This window comes from Streptomyces sp. NPDC001480, assembly GCF_042894725.1.
Taxonomy (GTDB): domain Bacteria; phylum Actinomycetota; class Actinomycetes; order Streptomycetales; family Streptomycetaceae; genus Streptomyces.
Genome location: NZ_JBIAVX010000053.1, coordinates 1 through 16,365, shown reverse-complemented (window position 1 = coordinate 16,365; position 16,365 = coordinate 1). Strand labels below are relative to the sequence as shown.

The 16,365-nt window shown below is 67.7% G+C and carries 18 protein-coding genes and 4 pseudogenes; 9 read left to right on the top strand and 13 right to left on the bottom strand.

Translation table 11 applies throughout. The annotated features are described in order from the left end of the window. From ACFY01_RS46435 to ACFY01_RS46420, 4 genes are all read right to left on the bottom strand, one after another. On the bottom strand, positions 1-440 hold a 440-nt coding region (locus ACFY01_RS46435; RefSeq protein WP_390741833.1), incomplete at its 3' end, for an IS5 family transposase. A 175-nt stretch (positions 441-615) separates the two neighbouring features. Further along, complete coding sequence (locus ACFY01_RS46430; protein WP_390741832.1) at positions 616-993, bottom strand: hypothetical protein; 378 nt, start codon at positions 991-993, stop codon at positions 616-618. Beyond that, a complete protein-coding gene (locus ACFY01_RS46425) occupies positions 990-1,598 on the bottom strand; it encodes a MarR family winged helix-turn-helix transcriptional regulator (RefSeq protein ID WP_390741831.1) in 609 nt (202 codons plus the stop codon). The genes ACFY01_RS46430 and ACFY01_RS46425 overlap by 4 nt, the downstream gene beginning before the upstream one ends. A 119-nt stretch (positions 1,599-1,717) precedes the next feature. Then, positions 1,718-2,599 carry an SDR family oxidoreductase gene (locus ACFY01_RS46420; protein WP_390741830.1) on the bottom strand — a complete coding sequence of 294 codons (882 nt, stop codon included), beginning with the start codon at positions 2,597-2,599 and terminating at the stop codon, positions 1,718-1,720. 48 nt (positions 2,600-2,647) lie between these two features. Between ACFY01_RS46420 and ACFY01_RS46415 the strand changes: the two genes are divergently transcribed. Then, the gene (locus tag ACFY01_RS46415; RefSeq protein ID WP_390741829.1) at positions 2,648-3,019 is read left to right on the top strand and encodes a MerR family transcriptional regulator; all 372 of its coding nucleotides are present in this window, start codon (positions 2,648-2,650) and stop codon (positions 3,017-3,019) included. 79 nt (positions 3,020-3,098) lie between these two features. Here the strand turns inward: ACFY01_RS46415 and ACFY01_RS46410 are convergent. Then, positions 3,099-3,455 (bottom strand): annotated as a pseudogene (locus tag ACFY01_RS46410) (GNAT family N-acetyltransferase); the annotation flags it as partial. Between the two features lie 914 nt (positions 3,456-4,369). Between ACFY01_RS46410 and ACFY01_RS46405 the strand changes: the two are divergent. Further along, positions 4,370-5,596: a PP2C family protein-serine/threonine phosphatase gene (locus ACFY01_RS46405; RefSeq protein WP_390741828.1), complete on the top strand. Its 1,227-nt coding sequence runs from the start codon at positions 4,370-4,372 to the stop codon at positions 5,594-5,596. Between the two features lie 31 nt (positions 5,597-5,627). On the opposite strand, the gene ACFY01_RS46400 is transcribed toward ACFY01_RS46405, so the two are convergent. Continuing rightward, on the bottom strand, positions 5,628-5,909 hold the full coding sequence (locus ACFY01_RS46400) for an STAS domain-containing protein (RefSeq protein ID WP_390741834.1): 282 nt from the start codon (positions 5,907-5,909) through the stop codon (positions 5,628-5,630). 8 nt (positions 5,910-5,917) lie between these two features. On the opposite strand from ACFY01_RS46400, the pseudogene ACFY01_RS46395 reads away from it, so the two are divergent. Beyond that, a pseudogene (locus tag ACFY01_RS46395) lies at positions 5,918-6,094 on the top strand (anti-anti-sigma factor); the annotation flags it as partial. Positions 6,095-6,429: 335 nt separating this feature from the next. Next, positions 6,430-6,771 (top strand): annotated as a pseudogene (locus ACFY01_RS46390) (sigma-70 family RNA polymerase sigma factor); the annotation flags it as partial. Positions 6,772-7,548: 777 nt separating this feature from the next. On the opposite strand, the gene ACFY01_RS46385 reads toward ACFY01_RS46390, so the two are convergent. Both ACFY01_RS46385 and ACFY01_RS46380 read right to left on the bottom strand, forming a co-directional pair. Next, a complete protein-coding gene (locus ACFY01_RS46385; RefSeq protein WP_390741827.1) occupies positions 7,549-7,722 on the bottom strand; it encodes a CsbD family protein in 174 nt (57 codons plus the stop codon). 137 nt (positions 7,723-7,859) lie between these two features. Continuing rightward, positions 7,860-8,165 (bottom strand): TspO/MBR family protein, encoded by a 306-nt coding sequence (locus ACFY01_RS46380; protein ID WP_390741826.1) that lies wholly within the window; start codon positions 8,163-8,165, stop codon positions 7,860-7,862. 90 nt (positions 8,166-8,255) lie between these two features. On the opposite strand from ACFY01_RS46380, the gene ACFY01_RS46375 reads away from it, so the two are divergent. Together ACFY01_RS46375 and ACFY01_RS46370 are read left to right on the top strand one after the other, a co-directional pair. Further along, entirely contained in the window at positions 8,256-8,426 is a 171-nt protein-coding gene (locus ACFY01_RS46375; RefSeq protein WP_011113206.1) for a DUF5670 family protein, read from the top strand. A 353-nt stretch (positions 8,427-8,779) separates the two neighbouring features. Beyond that, positions 8,780-8,962 (top strand): annotated as a pseudogene (locus ACFY01_RS46370) (transposase); the annotation flags it as partial. A gap of 171 nt (positions 8,963-9,133) precedes the next feature. On the opposite strand, the gene ACFY01_RS46365 reads toward ACFY01_RS46370, so the two are convergent. Both ACFY01_RS46365 and ACFY01_RS46360 read right to left on the bottom strand, forming a co-directional pair. Continuing rightward, entirely contained in the window at positions 9,134-9,625 is a 492-nt protein-coding gene (locus ACFY01_RS46365) for a cupin domain-containing protein (protein ID WP_390741825.1), read from the bottom strand. Positions 9,626-10,036: 411 nt separating this feature from the next. Beyond that, on the bottom strand, positions 10,037-10,444 hold the full coding sequence (locus ACFY01_RS46360; protein WP_390741824.1) for an STAS domain-containing protein: 408 nt from the start codon (positions 10,442-10,444) through the stop codon (positions 10,037-10,039). 473 nt (positions 10,445-10,917) lie between these two features. Here ACFY01_RS46360 and ACFY01_RS46355 point away from each other — a divergent pair, with 473 nt between their 5' ends. Continuing rightward, on the top strand, positions 10,918-11,088 hold the full coding sequence (locus ACFY01_RS46355) for a hypothetical protein (RefSeq protein WP_390741823.1): 171 nt from the start codon (positions 10,918-10,920) through the stop codon (positions 11,086-11,088). Between the two features lie 33 nt (positions 11,089-11,121). Here the strand turns inward: ACFY01_RS46355 and ACFY01_RS46350 are convergent, their stop codons facing one another. After that, entirely contained in the window at positions 11,122-11,817 is a 696-nt protein-coding gene (locus ACFY01_RS46350; protein WP_390741822.1) for a response regulator, read from the bottom strand. Beyond that, positions 11,814-13,808 (bottom strand): sensor histidine kinase, encoded by a 1,995-nt coding sequence (locus ACFY01_RS46345; RefSeq protein ID WP_390741821.1) that lies wholly within the window; start codon positions 13,806-13,808, stop codon positions 11,814-11,816. The genes ACFY01_RS46350 and ACFY01_RS46345 overlap by 4 nt, the downstream gene beginning before the upstream one ends. 149 nt (positions 13,809-13,957) lie before the next feature. Between ACFY01_RS46345 and ACFY01_RS46340 the strand changes: the two genes are divergently transcribed. Together ACFY01_RS46340 and ACFY01_RS46335 are read left to right on the top strand one after the other, a co-directional pair. After that, on the top strand, positions 13,958-14,653 hold the full coding sequence (locus tag ACFY01_RS46340; protein WP_390741820.1) for a hypothetical protein: 696 nt from the start codon (positions 13,958-13,960) through the stop codon (positions 14,651-14,653). A 36-nt stretch (positions 14,654-14,689) separates the two neighbouring features. Then, positions 14,690-15,292, top strand: a complete 603-nt coding sequence (locus ACFY01_RS46335; protein ID WP_390741819.1) for a PT domain-containing protein — start codon at positions 14,690-14,692, stop codon at positions 15,290-15,292. A gap of 21 nt (positions 15,293-15,313) precedes the next feature. Here the strand turns inward: ACFY01_RS46335 and ACFY01_RS46330 are convergent, their stop codons facing one another. Continuing rightward, complete coding sequence (locus ACFY01_RS46330; RefSeq protein ID WP_390741818.1) at positions 15,314-16,207, bottom strand: IS982 family transposase; 894 nt, start codon at positions 16,205-16,207, stop codon at positions 15,314-15,316. Positions 16,208-16,365 lie beyond the last annotated feature (158 nt).

The following is a 16,365-nucleotide window of genomic DNA, read 5'->3' as shown; positions in this document are numbered from 1 at the left end:
CATCGACGTCCTCTTCGCCATGCTCCGAGACGGAACCTTCTACCAGCCGCCCACCCCGGCCACCGCTTGACGAAAACCATAGGGGCACCTTTTCGGCCGGTGGCGGCGGAATGCTGGTGGGCGCGGACGACGGTGGAGTCGATCTGGACCAGCCAGTCGATGTCACAGGCCGCGTCGGATTGGGCCTGGATCTGCTGAAGGACCCGGGTGAACACGCCGTCCAGGGCGTAGCGGCGGAAGCGGGTATACACCGTTTTCCATGGGCCGTAACGAGCCGGCAGGTCGCGCCAGGAGATCCCGGTGCGGATCTTGTAGACCATGGCGTTGATGATCTTTCGGTCCTCGACGCGAGGCCGACCCGTCAGGGCTCGAGGTATCAGTGGAGCGCGTAACTGCCACTCGCGATCGGTAAGTTCATGGCGGCGTACCACACCCACCATGATCGACCACGAGGTGATCTTTAAGACGGACCCTAGATCAAATCAGCATGTTGATTCTCTGCGAGCCCTAACAAGTTGGTGCGTGATAGCGGGTGGGCATGCTCTCGTGGTGAGGGGCATGGTCGATCGGGCGGTGTTGGAGCTTCCGTTGTTCACGGGTATATCGACCGTGGTGTCAGGACAGGGTGGCGGCCTGCATGATCCCATGCCATGGGGTGGCGTCGAAGATGAGGCGGATGGTGTCGATCCGGCCGTTGGTGAGGCGGAAGTGTTCGGCTGTGCGTTGAGTGCCGATGGCCGGGACCGAGGTGTGGACGTCGTAGACCAAGGTCGCTTCGGTCTCGCCGTACAGTTCGCTGACCAGATCGACGCCGGTGACGATTCCCAGGAACGCTTCCAAACCCCTGAGGTGCTGGTGCGTACTGCCGGAGATCAGCAGGGGGCTTTGGAAGTGGAAGGGCTCGCTGAGAGTTCGGGCGGCAGCCGGGATGTCGCCCTGGAACCGGGCTTGGTGGTAGGCGCGGACGGTGGTGCGTGTCGTGGCCGTAGTCATGAGAGGTTGGTCCCTTCGGTGGCAGCGAGATGGGTGGCGATGCGCTGCTGGTTCTGAACAAGCCGTAGGCACAGGTGGCGGAGCTGGTGCAGTTCGGTGTCGGTGAATCCGTGGAACAGTGCCGCCATCGCCCGCTGGGTCGGTGTCCGGTACTCGTCCAGCCATGCCAGGCCGGCCGGGTTGATGCGGACGAGGATGGACCGGCGGTCATCGGGGTCGGGATCGCGTCGGACGAGGCCTTCGCGTTCGAGTGTGTCGACCAGACCGGTGGCGTTGCGGGGGGTCATGCCTGCGGAACGGGCGAGGTCGCCGAGAGTCGCACCGGCTTCGCCGAGCGTGCGCAGGCGGATCAGGACATCGCTGGCTCCCGCGCTGAGACCACGGCCTTCCGATCCGTGGGTGCGAAGCCGCTCAACGGACCTGTGCGCGGAGCGCGCAGCGGCAGCCGCCTCCAGGCGCAGGGTGTCACCCCCTGCCATGAACGCGGCCATGGCGTCGCGGACTTGAGGGTCGTAGAGCAGCCCGTCCGCGTTCTGGGCCAGCTGCCCGAAATTAGTTACGTGCTTCATAATGAAGTAGTACGTGATCTGATCGGGTGCGGTCAAGACGCCGAAGCGATCCCGACGGCGGCCCTCCGCAGGCAACTCAGCTGTAGCCAGGGCTCGGAGGCCCTAGTCATCGAGCACGTTCATCATGGCCAGGTGGCCGTGCCGTGGTTCGTCCGTCAGCGGAACTCGGCCGTATGGTCGATGGCCCACCTTGCGAAGGTGCCGGCCGGTCGGCCAGTGAGGCGCTCGACGTGATCGGTGGTGCGGTTTGACTCCGGTCGGCGCAGCGAGGCAGCAATCAGCGCTTCCATCAGCCGCTTTGGACGTCCGTCTGTGAGCATGCGTGATCGCGCGAGGTCAGCGGTGACCGCTTGGAAGCGTAGACGGCGCCGGAGGGCGACACCAAGAAGAGCGACCTGGTCGGCGCGACTCAGTACCTCGGGTCCTGTCAGCAGGTAGGGCCCGTGTCCGAGTTGGTTGTGTTGCCCGAGCAATGCCGCGACGGCGGCATCAGCGACGTCGCGCTCGTCGACGACGGCTGTGCGCGCGATTTCCGGGCCTGACACCACGTCGCCCGCCCGCAACTGTGGGATCCAGCCACGGGCGTTGGACGCCAGCGTATCGCTACGCAGCACCATGGGGCACAGACCGGCATTGCGAAGCAGGGCTTCCATATCCGCGTGCACCTGAACGATGGGATCGCTCTGACGAGAGGCTTCGTCGTCGATGGCTGTCGAGGACAGGTAGACGACACGGGGTGCCGCTGCGATGAGTTCCGCGACCAGGTCGTGGGCAGGGGCGGAGTCGAGCAGTGGCCAGATCAGAAAGACAGCGTCGATGCCCACGAGCGCCGCGCGCACGGCAGCGGGGTTGGTGAGGTCGCCGACCGCCCACTCGACTCCGGGGCGCGGAGCGGCCTGATCGCGTACAAGGCATCGTACGCGCGCGCCGTGTGCTTGGAGGCGGTCGACGACCTCACGGCCGAGATTGCCGGTCGCGCCGGTGACCAGGATCGATGAACGGCAAGGGCAGCCCGTGGGGCCAGTGACATCAGGCATGATCGAGACGCTAAGGGTTCAGGTCGGCATGAAGGCAAGGCGCGTAACGTGAAGACGATCGGAGAAGTAGCCGCAGAGCTCGGAATCGAAGCCCACGTGCTGCGGCACTGGGAAGACGTCGGGGCACTCACCGTGCGTCGCGATGGCAACGGCTACCGCATCTACGACGACAACGCTGTGGAGCAGGCACGCACCGTACTGAAACTGCGGCGCGTCGGCCTCTCGTTGCCCGAGGTCACCGCCGCCATGGCGCCGAAGAAGTCGACGGCGCAGGCAGTCGTGAGGGCGAAGATCGCTGAACTCGAAGGCGAAATCGTCCAGAGACAGGAGGCAATTACCTTCCTGCAGCACACCGTTGAGTGTCGGCATCGCTACCTCGACGACTGTCCGGACTGCGCGACCTTCGTTCGTCAAGCCTGAGCCGCCTACCCGCCTGGAAGCCCCAGCGCCGAATGGTCGACAGCTGTGAACGTGGAGAAACGGCGAACCGAAAGGACGCTCAGCTGCCCAAGGCTTGCCACTCCGGCGCCAGCACCGACCAGACCTCTGCATCGTGGCGGACGCCGCGGTAGAGGTAGGTCTCGCGCAGGACGCCCTCACAGGTCATGCCGAGTCGCTTGGCCACGTTGATGCTGGGCGTGTTGTTCGGCGACACAAACCACTGCACGCGGTGGATGCCGCGTTCGTTGAACACCCCGTCGATGATCAGCCGAGCTGCACGTCCGACCAGGCCCCGGCCTGTGGCGGCAGGCTCCAGCCAGCAGCCCGCCTCGCAGATGCCGGCGGCGGCGTCGAATTTCGGGAAGGAGACGCCACCCACGAGGGTGCCGTCGAGCCAGATGAGTCCTGACATTCTTTCGGGCCGCGGTTCGACGGACGCGGACTGCCCGCACCGTTCGGCCGGGCCCGCGTTGTGGCGTTTCGGCCGCAAGGACCGACAGAACCTCTGGGGTGCGATCGGCAACGCCGCCGGGACGTCGGCCTTGCCCGCCACGCCGAGGACGCGCGGCGTCGCCTGGCGCGGGAAGCGGCCGAAGGCGAGGCCCGCTGTGGCCAGCGTGGGTCCGTTTGCCTGTCCTCACGGCTGTACGCAGCATCTTGCAGCGGCTCAGTCGCCGGAGTGCCGTTGCCGTCCTTTTCCTTCTTTCCCGTCGTTGTGCTTGCGTGACCACTCACGGCCCTTGTCGCCGCCGTGTGCCGGTCCGGGTGACGTCCTGGCGGTCGGAGGGGCTGGCGATGGCGTCGTGGCCGGGGTGCGACCGGCGGGTGTCGATGCGATACGAGTGGGAGAGGGAGAGGCTGGAGAGGTAGGCGCCGTGGCGCCGGAATTCAGCGATGCTCCGAGGATCGTAGCTCCGGCGAACAGTGCGAGGCCGACGCCGGCAAGGACGGCGTTGGGTGCCGGCTTGCGGCGACCGTTGGGGCGGGAGTGCGTGCCGGTGCGGGATTCACCGGCGTACGGGGCTGAAGGCGGTGGAATTGCCGGGGCGGGCATGAGGGGGGGTGTCGTAGTGCTCGGCCGGTCGTCGTGTCCCGTTCTGTGCGGCCAGCCAGGCGGCTGTCTGCTCTATGGCGGGTGTGGTCCCGCGGCCGAGATGTCTTTGAGGTGGTAGATGTCCCGAGTGGACGTGTAGCCGCTGATGTGCAGTGTCTGGCGCTGGGGTGGCGTGCACACGGTGCGGCGGCAATGACCGGAGGTGGACTGCGATGAACAGGAGTGGTGAGGGCGGGCGGGCGATGCTCGCCGATTTGCTGAAGGCCAGTCACCTCATGCCGGTCGAGCTGCTGCCGGCGAAGGCGTCCGAATGTGCGCGTGCCGCGGATTTCCGCAAGGTGCTGATCTATGTGGCGGATCTGCAGCGCAACAGGCTGTGCCTGCTGGCCGGCCACGAGGAAGCAGCGCAGGGCAGTGAGGCGGAGTTGCCGGTCGAGGGCACGGTTGCGGGGCGGGCTTACCAGTACGGCGATGTCCTGCCCGCCGCACCCGCGGGGGGCGGCGTGTTCGAGTGGTGGGTGCCGGTGCTGGACGGGGCCGAGCGCGTCGGACTGCTGCGGGTGAGCGCCAGCCACGACGACGCGAACGCCCGTGCGGACATGGAGGCGCTGGCCGCGCTCATCGCTCTGATCATCGTGAGCAAGCGGGGCACCAGCGACGCGCTGGCCAAGCTGGAGCGGGCACAGCCGATGAGCCTGGCCGCGGAGATGCAGTGGAACATCCTGCCGCCGCGGACCTATGCGGACGGACGGGTGGCGATCTCCGCGTCCCTGGAACCGGCCTACGACATCAGCGGGGACGTCTTCGAGTACGCCATCGACGGGCCCCTGGTGCATTTGACGATCTTCGATGCGATGGGGCACGACACGGCCGCAGGCCTGTCCGGAACCCTGGCGCTCGGAGCCTGCCGCAATGCCCGGCGTCAGGGCGCCGACCTGGTCGGCAAGACCGAGGCTGTGGAAGCCGCCCTGATCGAGCAGTACGACCATCACCGCTACGTCACCGGCATCGTGGCGACCCTCGACACCCGCACCGGCATCCTGCAGTGGGTCAACCGCGGCCACCACCCGCCGATCATCATCCGCGACAACCGCTGGACCACCCACCTCGCCTGCCCACCGGCCCATCCCATGGGCACGGGCCTGGGACTGCCTTGCACCGTGTGCCAGGAGCATCTGCAACCGGGCGACCGCATCGTCTTGTACACCGACGGCATCACCGAGGCTCGCCGCCCCGGCGGCCGCGAATTCGGCGTGGACCGCTTCACCGACTTCCTCATCCGTCACCACGCCGATGGCCTGTCCGTCCCCGAAACCTTGCGCCGCCTCATCCACGCCGTCCTCGACTACCACGACGGCCATCTCCAGGACGATGCCACCGTCCTGCTGTGCGAATGGATCGGCCCGGCACTGGAACCGGACCGGAAGGCGGCCGACCTGACCGGCCTGTCGTCCGACGGCCCTTGCGACGGCAGCGAGCAGCTCAGGACCGCTACGCCGTGAGCGCTCGCTCAAGCGGACGGTGCAGGTGGTGTCAGGGCGTGAGTGCCTCGCGCAGGGTGGGGCGGCAGTCGATGAGGGCGTCGACGCCGACGAGTTGCAGGGTGCGCCGCACGGCTCGGGTGGGGCCGGCCAGGCGCAGCCATCCTCCGGCCTCGGTGACGGCCTGGTGTGCGGTGATGAAGAGGTTGATGCCGCTGGAGTCCATGAAGGCGATCTGGCGCATGTCGACGACGATGCGGGGCCGGACGATGTCACAGACATCCAGGGCTTGCCTGAGCTCGTCGCCGGTGTGGTGGTCGATCTCTCCGGCCAGGGTCAGCTCTGACCGCGGTGGACTACCTCGACAGCGCCGGGCTGAGCGTGCTCTTCGCCCACGCTGACCGGCTGGAGCTCGTCGTCACATCCTTGCTGGAGCCCGTACTCACCTTCTCCGGCCTCGCCGATCTGGTTACGGTGCACGGACTAGGCCTTGACGACGATGAGCGGCGACGGAACTGACCGGCGCAGCCGCAGCAAGCGAGTCCCGGCGCCCTCCGAGCACGCGCGGCAAGGCCGGCAGCCCGGATCGCACACGCGTCACCAGGACCGCCCGCGCCGGGCGGGGCAGAGGCCGGTATCGACACGACGTTCGACGAGAACGCAACCCGCGTGGAAGTGACTCAGGCGGGCATCCCGATGCGGGCGGCGCCGCGGCTGTGCTGAAGGTCAGTAGCGAGACCGGCTCCGACTACGAGGCCGTCAGCGGGAACTGCACTGTGCTGCCCGACGACTGTGGGACAACGCTTCAGGCACCGGCCTCTGGGCACTTACCGGCGCCGCCGCCTTGTCGGCGCCTGCCCGAGGACGAGGTCCGCGAGGCCCGTCTCGCCTCGAACGGCTACAACTCCTCGTCCCTGGATGCCGCGATCAACGGCAGCGAGGACGGCGAAAGCGCCCTGCACAACTTCATCGGTACCGTGGACGCGGCGCTTGAGCTCGTGGAGGACTTCCACGCCCCCGCCCCATCGATCGCCGAACTCGACGAGCGTGGCCGCAAGCTCATCCACATGCGGTTCGTCGAAGAACTCACCCAGGCTCAGATCGGCGAACAACTCGGAGTCTCGCAGAGGCACGTCTCCCGCCTGCTGTCCCGGTGCCTGGCCCGACTGCGCGAGGGCATGCTCACGACCAGCTGACTCTTCCGAGGTCACTTCCTCGGCGACGATCTGCTCGCGCATGACTGGTATTGCTCCCGGATGGCCCTGCCACAGGTACATGTTGCGCCGATGCGGTACCCGTCCGGGCAGACGACGTACGCGAGAGGGGCGGGAATGACAGGACGGACGGGTGCGGACCCGGAACATCAGTGTTGCCATGGACCGGTCTCAGCGGCGGTCGAGGAGACCCTGACGCTGTCGGGAGACGGCTCCTGCATCGCCGAGGCCCGTGACCGAACTGCCGCAGTCCCCACCGCGGAGGCAGAAGCCGGCGGTCGTACCAACGTGTCGAGGCGCATCGTGACCGTGGCTCGGTTCGCGGTCAGCGAGCTGGTCACCAACGCCTTCAAGCACGCGCCCGGCCCCATTTCTACTGCGGCTGCGGTTGCGGCTGCGTCTGGCGGACGAGGTGGTGGAGGTGGAGGTCTGGGACAGCCATCACGGGGTCCCGACGGCGCGGCAGGCGGACCCGTACAGGGTCGGCCAGCATGGTCCGGAGATCGTCGAGGCCGTTGCGGCCGACCTTGCTGGAGTGCGGGAGGCGACCGGTGAACGAGTTACCGCCCGCCCACCGATGAGCAGTACTTGCACCTTGGTTTCCGTGCACGAAACGATCAAAACGTGGACCGGCAAGGCACCTCCGTGGGCCAAGCCGCCGATGCCAGCGGCAATGAGGTCACTTACGGCAAATCAATGCGCGGCTCACGAAACGGGAAAGGACCCCCTTGCAAAGGGGGCCCTTTCCGTCGGCGGAGGTCAGTGCTTGAACGCGTCCTTGACGTTTTCCTTGGCTTCGCGGGCGTCGCCGGAACTCTTCTCTGCCTGCCCCTCAGCGGCCATGCGTTCGTTGCCGATGGCGCTTCCCAGGGCCTCCTTGGTCTTGCCCTTGGCCTGCTCGGTCTTCGCCTTCGCCTTCTCGTTGGCAGTCACAGAACAACGCCTCCTCGTAGCTTCAGGACCGCGATCGCGGTAACCGGCTCGTGCCCCTGCTTTCCCTTGATAAACAAGGTCTTGATGTCGAATATTGAAGAAAGGGCAGGGAAGCCGGGCGGGCGGGAGGTCGATAGCTATGGTCCCCCTGCTTCGGCGCGGTCATCCTGTTCGGTGCCGGTTTCGCCGTCAAGATCCTTCAGCAACCCGACTGCCGTACGGTCGGTTCGAGCCGTACGGCGGATGAGGCCCATGATGCTGAGGTCGAGCAGCACCGTGCCCATCCGCCCGGCCTTGCCACTGCGCAGGCGGAAGAACATCCAGCTCCACCCCGCGTTCAGGGTGAGGTTCGCAGCCAGGCTGGCGGCCGGGCGCGTGCGCTTCCGCCGGTCGCGGGAGCCGCACAGCGCCCGGCCGCCTGCGTAGGCGATCGTCGCGTACAAAGGTGTCCATACATCCCGTGGAAGTAACTCATGCTTCGTGTGCTTGCAGGGCTGATGTAAGGGCATCCGGTGGCCAGGAGGTTGATAACGATGGTTCCCCTGCTTCTGGTTCTTCTGCTGGCTCTGATCCTCTTCGGCGCGGGTTTCGCACTGAAGGCGCTGTGGTGGATCGCTGTGATCGTGCTCGTTGTGTGGCTGCTCGGCTTCGTCGTCCGGACCGCGGACAGCGGAGGCCGCAAGGGCCGCTGGTACCGCTGGTAGACCAACGACATCCGGCGCGCAAGGCGACGCGCCGCGCACGAGCAATGAGTGGGCCCGGCCGACACGGTCGGGCCCACTGGCGTGAAAGAGACGCTCCCTTGCGACGGTTGGGAGGGATCGGGCTTATCGGACGCATCGCAGGGTACGTGAATCATGCACCGGCCTCGCAGGCTCAGCAGTGGAACCCTGCTCCTCCCGTCTGCGCGGCCGGTGCCTATCGGACTTGCGTATGGTTCGATCGGGCGGCCAGGCCACCCGGTTTGGTTCCGGTAGCTATGCCTACAACACGCCCTCCATCCCGACGGGCGCCCACGTCGGCCACTCGCGCGCGGTGCCCCGTTATGCTCGCCGAGCGTGGACAGCCGCACGGCACCGGTCTGGGCACCTTCCGGTGGGTCGTCGAGCGGACGATCTCCTGGTTGCACGGCTTCCGCTGCCTGCGGATCCGCTGGGAACGACGCGACGACATCCACGAGGCCTTCCTCGGCCTCGCCGTCTGCCTGATCACCCACCGGCACGTCCAGAGGCTTTGTTAGGGCCAGGTAAGTCAAGGGACGCGGAAGCGTTGCCGAGGCTCGTTCTCAACAGGTGCTGACGCCCCATTACCCCGCTGCACCCGGATTGCCGCCGCGTCTAAGAACTCCGCCTTCCACGCAGCGAAGAACTCGTCGTCGGGCCGTCGCCGAGAGCGTTGCGATGGTGTTCACTCAGAGCATGTCCAAGGGAGGCGGGTACGAGCTGGTTCGGTAGCGGCTGCGGAATTCCGCGAGCAGATGGTCGGTCGCCTCGGCGCCGGCGCTGACGGCGGCATGGACGTCACGGAAGTAGTTCTCGTAGCCGGCTGGAGTATAGAGGCACAGGGCCCGTGCGGTGGCCGGGCCTTCGTTGCGGAAGCCGTGCGGAGTGCCACGGATGGCGGCCAGCAGACATCCCGGGCCGGCTGTCACCTCGCCGTCCCCCGTGTGGAGGGTCAATTCGCCTTCAAGTACGTAGAAGTATTCGTCGTGTCCTTCGTGTACATGTGGTCTGGCGCCGATGGTGCCAGGTGCGAGGCTGAACTCCTCGAAGGCGAAGTGTCCGCCGGTTTGCTCTCCGGTGAGTCGGAAGAAGTGAGCGACACCGGCTACGTCTATGAGCTCGCCGTCCGCGGGGCGGCGCAGGAGCGGACGAGGCGCGTTCCGGGCAAGATCGTCGGTCATGGCGTCATTCTGGGCCGAGTTTCACCGGTGCCCCCAATTCTCAGGGCGGACCAGGTCCTACAGCGTACGCAGAGCGTGAGATCGCAATGGACACTGTGTGGGCCGGACGCGGCAGCCACAGGTGCATCAACTCATACTGCTCGCCGCGGCAGCGGTCCGGCCGACGGTGCCTGGATCCACACGCTTCCGCTCCCGAGGCCTGTGCTCCCGCCCCACCCCGCCTCAAGCGGTCCCGGCCTCACTTCGCCTCCTGAGGCCGCGCCACAGCACTCCCGTGCCGGCGCGCGGCTGGCGCTTGCGCACTTCCGCCACCACGGCCCCGCTGGCCTGCTCTCGCCTCGGGGTACAGCGCCCGGACGCCCTGTGTACCGCTGCGATAGATACGCGGAGGGCTTGTTCGTGCTGGATTCGCTATCGATCCACCGCGTCGTACGCCGCGTGATGAGACACCTCGTCCTTCCAGCCCAGGAGGGCTTCACAGGCCGCGTCCGCGCTGTCGAATAGCCGGCAGCTCATGCTGACCCCGGTCAGGTCGAGCACACGTCGCACCACTTGGCTAGGCGCGGCCAGGGACACGGACCCGTCAACGTTCCGTATTTCGTTGACAGTCCGTACGATGACACGCAGCCCGGAGGAGTCCATGAACGGCACGCCCGCCAGGTCCAGTACCAGGTGACGTCGTCCATGCACCACCTGACCGGCCAACTGGTGCTGAAGGGCCAGGCCGGTGTCAGTGTCAAGCTCCCCGCAGACGGTGATGACCGCGGCGTCGGAACTGATCACGGCCACCTCAACACCCAGACCTGCTGGTTCGCTCATAAGTTCTCCTCGGACGGGATCTTCACGGCAGCAGCCCGGTTACCCCGTCCTGTGGCGTTCATCCGCACTGGACGCGGTTACCGTTGGGCAACTGAAGGCCCCAGGCATTCCGGACTGTCCGCGCGGGGGCTTCGTCGGTCCCTCAGTCTCGCTGTGACGACCCCGACACCGAACTACCCCCGCGGGCAGGCCGGCGCACCGGCGTAGGGGCATGTGGCGGTGCACTGCGTCCGGGCGGTTCGACGCACCGCAACGATCGACAGCCCGGACGGTGAGGCGGTCGTGCTGTCGGCGAAGCAGCCGCTGGTCCTGGTGGCCAGGGACGTCACGCAGTTCCCCACCTCGATCTCGTCGTAACTGGGCGGAACAGGCAGCGGGGTGATGCGCCCGGCCCCGTTCACGATCTCCAGGGCACCCGACGGGCACCCTGCCGCGCCCGATGCGTTGCGAATGGTCGGGAATCGTAGCTGGCCATGGGAGCCACCCTGGAGATCGACGACTCCACCGTGCTGATGATCCCCCGGCGCGACCGTGATGCCGCCCTTGGATTGCCGCGGTCCCAGGTGTCAACGGTGATCGTCAGTTTTAGACGGCTCCTGTACGCGGACAAGGTCGAACTGCCGGAGGACAGCTGGACCTGCTGACCGTGACGTCGCAGCCGGCCCTCCGGGGGACGCCTACGCGGAGTGGCGGGGGTGTCCCAGGCCCGCATCCCGTGCGAGAGCCGCTGCTTCCGTGCGGGACCGGGCGTGCAGTTTCGCCAGCACGTCGCTGACCCGATTGCGGATGGTCTTCTCGGACAGGGACAGGCGACGGGCGATGGACGCGTTGTCGAGGCCGCGGGAGATCAGGTCGAGGGTCTCGCGTTCCCGGTCGGTGAGGTGAGGAAAGGGGAGGGCGGATCGGGCGGCGGGTGGAGTGGCGAAATGGGCCAGGACGCGCTCGGCGATCCGGGGGCCGAAGACCGCTTCGCCACGGGCGACCCCGAGCAGGGCGCGGTGGACGTCGGCGCCGTCCGACTCTTTGAGCAGGTAGCCACGCGCGCCGACGCGCAGGGCGGCGAAGACCGAGTCCTCGTCCTCGTCCATGGTCAGGATGAGCACGGCGATCTCCGGATGGGCTGTGGTGATCCGGGCCGTGGCCTCCAGGCCGTTGAGGTTCGGCATACGCAGGTCCATGAGCACGATCGTCGGCCGCAGCCGGTCGGCGGCCATGATGGCTTCGGCACCGTCGGACGCCTCTCCGACGACCGTCACATCTGGGAGATCGGCGAGGACGGTGGCCATTCCGGCCCGGAAGACGGGATGGTCGTCGACGACGAGGACGGTGACCGGGGAGGGGACGGGAACAGGGTCGGGGACGGAGACGCTCACCGCTGGTCCCCCGCCGGGAGGTCCGCTCGTACGACGGTGCCTCCGCCGGGCGCGGTCGTCACCTCAAGCCGGCCCCCAACCTCGGCCGCGCGCTCCTTCATGCTGCGGAGTCCCACACCGGCGCTGTGCTTGGGCGGAATACCGCGCCCGTTGTCGCGGATCGACAGGATCAAGACGGTGTCCTCCAAAAGGGCGGTCAGTTCGAGGCGGCCGGCGGCGCTGTGCCTGACGGCGTTGGCGACCGCCTCCGCGGCGATGGCGTAGGCGGCGACCTCGACAGCGGCCGGCAGGCTGTGGCAGGCGCCGTCGATACTGCTGTGGCAGGCCGGTGTGTCGTATCCGGCCAGCAGTTCCCGAAGGGCGCCGGGCAACCCGAGCTGGTCGAGGACTGCAGGCCGGAGCCCCTGGACCACGGTGCGCAGATCGGTGACGGTGGAGCGGAGCCTGTCCCGGAGTGTCCTGAGGCATCCCGCGAGATGGGGGTCGTCGATGCGCCGGGCGAGGGCGTCGAGTTGGTGGGCGGTGCCGGCCAGGGAGGGGCCGATGCCGTCGTGGAGGTCCGCGCGCAGCCGCCTTCGCTCCTCCTCGCGCACGGACAGGATGCGTGACCGGCTGCGGGCGATGTCCTCGACGAGACCGGCGGCGTAGGCGAGTGTGGCGGCGCGGTCCGCGACCTCTTCGACCGCGGCCTGCTCCTTGGCCGTCCAGGGATCGTTGACGCTTCGCCGCCCTACGCGCAGTACACCGAGTTCGCGGCCCAGGGCCCGGCAGGGAAAGGACCGCCAGCCCGCGCCGGCCGCCGGTCTGCCGGAGGCCGCGGCCACGGCGGGGCTCTCGAAGGCCGCGTAGGGCAGACGCAGCGCGGACCGCAGGGCGTCGACGAGGTGCTGCATGGCTTCCGCCGGCTCACCGGCCGGAGCGACACGGCGACCGACGTGCGCGACGACGGCGTACGGATCGTGACGGTGCCCGAACAGCGTCCGGTCGACGGCCGCCTGGACGGCGCCGCGGCCGTTGGCCGCGATCAGTGCGGTGAAAGCGAGCAGACAGGTCCCCGTCAGAGACCCGGGCGCGATCAGCCGCGCACCGGCGACGACCCCGGCGTACACCCCGAGGACGAGCGCGCTGAGGACGGTGAAGACGATGGCGCGGCCGAGGACGAGCTCCACATCGAACAGTCCGTGCCGCAGCATCGCGACAGCGACACTCGCGGGCGGGCCGAGCAGTCCGATCAGCATGAGGAGATCGCCGACCAGAGCCGGCTGCTGGAGGTCGTCCAGGAGGAGGGAGAGGAAAGAGAACGCCATCAGCAGCCCGCCCAGCATCAGCCACTGCAGCTGGGCCCGTTCGGCGCCGGTCGCCGCTCGGGTCCGCAGGACGAGGAGGACGGCGGCCACCAGGGTACCGCCGAGCATGGTGGCCACGGCACAGGTGAACATCACGATGTGCAGCCACTCCCAGCCCGCGATCGCGAGCGGATTCGGGACACCGGGGACGGGGTCGGTGCCGCTGGGCCGCAGCATCGTCGCCAGCGTTCCGATCCCGGCGACCGTGACGACGGCCCAGGCGCACGCCCGGCGCGGCGCCGTTTCCAGGCGGCCGTACGGGAAGAGCAAGGGCACCAGAGGCGTGGCGAACCAGTAGCCGACGAAGCCCCAGCAGCCGACCCAGGCCCCCACCTCCCAGCCGGGAAGGGGTTCCGCGGCGACGAGGCGGCTGTAACCGGCGTAGTAGGCCAGCAGGTGGTACGGCCCGATCATTGCGGGCAGCAGCATCAGCCAGCAGACGGGATTGCGCGGCCGGCCCTTGGCGACGACGGCGCCCACCAGCGGCCAGACCGTGCCGAGCACGAGGTCGGACCAGTACAGGGGCGTGACGGCAATGCGTTCAGCCAGCCAGTCGTGCACGGGCACCGTCGCCACGCAGCCCGCCGTGCCCAGCCCTGCGATCCCGTACGCGGTGTGACGCAGTATCCGATCCCCCCGACTCACACCCACATGTTCCCGTAATGCGGGCCCTTACCGGGCGTGATCCGGCGAAACCGTCCCGATCGTACGGGACCGGCGTCCCTGGGCTGCGGGACTCGTCCTCCGCGACAGTCGGATGGGTAACGGACCGTTCACACAGGGAGTTGAGGCGTATGACCACCATCGATCCGGATGCCCGCCCGGGGCGCGTGACGCGACAGGACGGCGACCGGAGGGCCAAGTGGCCTCTGTACGGGGTCGGAGCGGGCGCGCTCGGAGTAGTCGCCACGCTCCTGGCGGACGTCCGGGCCGGCACGGTCGAGCGGACCCCCGTCGAGGCCTCGGTCCTCGACGACGTGAGCCGCTCCGTGGCGCATCTCGGTCTCGTCGCCGGCTTCCTGGCGGTCTCCCTGCTCCTCGTTCTGGCTGCGGCATGGCGGCGTCAGGTCGAGCCGCGGGTACCCTCCAGCACCGCCGCCTACGTGGTCAGCGGCGCCCTGACGGCCTCGGCCGCGGGACTGACCTACGGCTACGGATGGAAGGGCGCCCTGGCCATCTACCTGCCCGACGGCTTGAACGAGCGGTCCTTCGGCCAGGACGGGATGTTCGTCTACTTCATGCTCAACGACTTTGGCGGGTACATCGGCTGGCTCGGCGTCGTGGTCGCGGCCGGTGCGGTGGCCTGGATGGCGTTGCGTGAGCGCACGATCTCACGGTGGATCGGCTGGTTCAGCGTCGTGCCCGTACTGGCGGTTGTCCTCTTCGCGGGCATCACCGGCCTTCCCGGCTTCCAGGGCGTCGTCGGCCCCGTATGGATGCTGGTCACCTTTCTCGGACTGGCATGTGGGCGCAGCGCGATCGTCCGCTGACACGACCCTGTCTGACTCGTACATCAGGAGGCCCCCATGCTGTCCCTCTCCCATGCCGCCCGCCGCGGCGCCGCGTGCGCGGCGATTCTCATAGCCGCGCTGCTGACCACGAGCGCCTGCGGGCTGGACTCCCCGCCGAACGACTCTGGAGACCATTCGTCTTACGACTACACGGAGGAACCGACGGACGAGCCCACGGAGGAACCGACAGAGGAACCGACGGAGGAGGTCAAGGAGGAACCGACAGACGAACCGACCGAAGAGCCCACGGAGGAACCGACCGAAGAACCAACCGAAGAACCGACCGAAGAACCGACCGAAGAACCCACCGAGGAGCCCACGGAGCTCATCGAGCCGGTCGAGGCGTCGGTGCCCGACAGCGTCGTTGGTGTCTGGTGCGGCGGCAGCAACGCCGAGGGGCACTGGACGTATGAGTTCTCCAGTACCGGTGAGTTCATGGCGAGCAGGGGCGGCGCAGGTTTCTCGGGTGTCGTCGTCAGCGACTCCCAGTCCATGACCTTCCACGTGCCGGGGGAGTCACCTTTCGTATCGTCCTGGGAAGTGGTCCAGGACCCCGTCCTGGGGCCTCTCCTCTTCCTCGACGGCTACAGCTACCTGCCCGGGAGCTGTAGCTCCTAGACGAGTAAGTCTGATCTCCGGTCAGTGGTCATATGCGATCAGTGACCGGGTGATCGGGGCTTTGGTTGCGTTGTTGTGCCACATCACGGCGGCCATCGCGAGGATGCGCTGAGCGACGCGAATCGCGACTCCGGCGCAGCTGCGGCCGCCGTGGTCTTCGAGGTCGAGCTGGCCTTTGAGGGTGTCGTTCACCGACTCGATCAATTGCCGCACCTTCTTGAGCATCGGTTCGCCGTAGCGGGCCTTCTCGTCCTTGCGGGACGGCCGCAGGAGCGTGATGCCATGCTCCCCCAGCAGGGTCTCGAAGGCTCGTCCGGCGAAGCCTTTGTCACTGATCAGCAGGATGCCATCGCGCTCGGCGACCATGTCTGCCTCGACTTCGAGCATCGAGGCCAGCACCTCGCGCTCGCCGATCTTCGGATCGGCCAAAGCCCACAGGATCGGCATCCCGGACGGAGTGCACACCAGATACGGCTTCAGCCCCCAGTAGAACCGCGAGTGGCTGGCGCAGTACCCATAGCCCGCCCATCCGGCCAGGTCCGAGCGTTTCACCGTTGGCCGCGACATCCCGCAGGGCACCGGGGTGGAGTCCACGGTCCAGCAGTCGTCCCGCCAGAAGTCGCTCGACTTCGCCAGCATCCGGATGATCCGCTTGACCAGGCCGAGCGCGGACCGCAGCCGCTTGTTGTAGCCGGACTGCTGAGGGAGGTACGGGAACATCCCGGTGAGGTGCTTGCCGGCGTAGCGCAGCCAGTGCGTCTCGGACGTGAAGCCGAGCAGCGACTGGGCGAGCGCGAGGCACACGAGCTCGGAGTCGGCCGACACCGAGGGCCTGCCCAGCCGTCGTGGTCCCGCCAGCTCGTCGTCGATCTTCACGTACAGGGCGGTCAGAAGGGTCTCGATGTCGTTCGTCACACAACGATCAACGAGGCCCTTCTCCTTTGCGCCCGCAGGGCTTCGGATCTACTCGTCTAGCCCCAATACCGGTGACTTTGGCTCTGACCGGTCGTTGAACGGGGTGTGCCAAGGCCCGGACAAGTGAAGTCGCGAGCAGACGAGCGGCTGTCGGATCG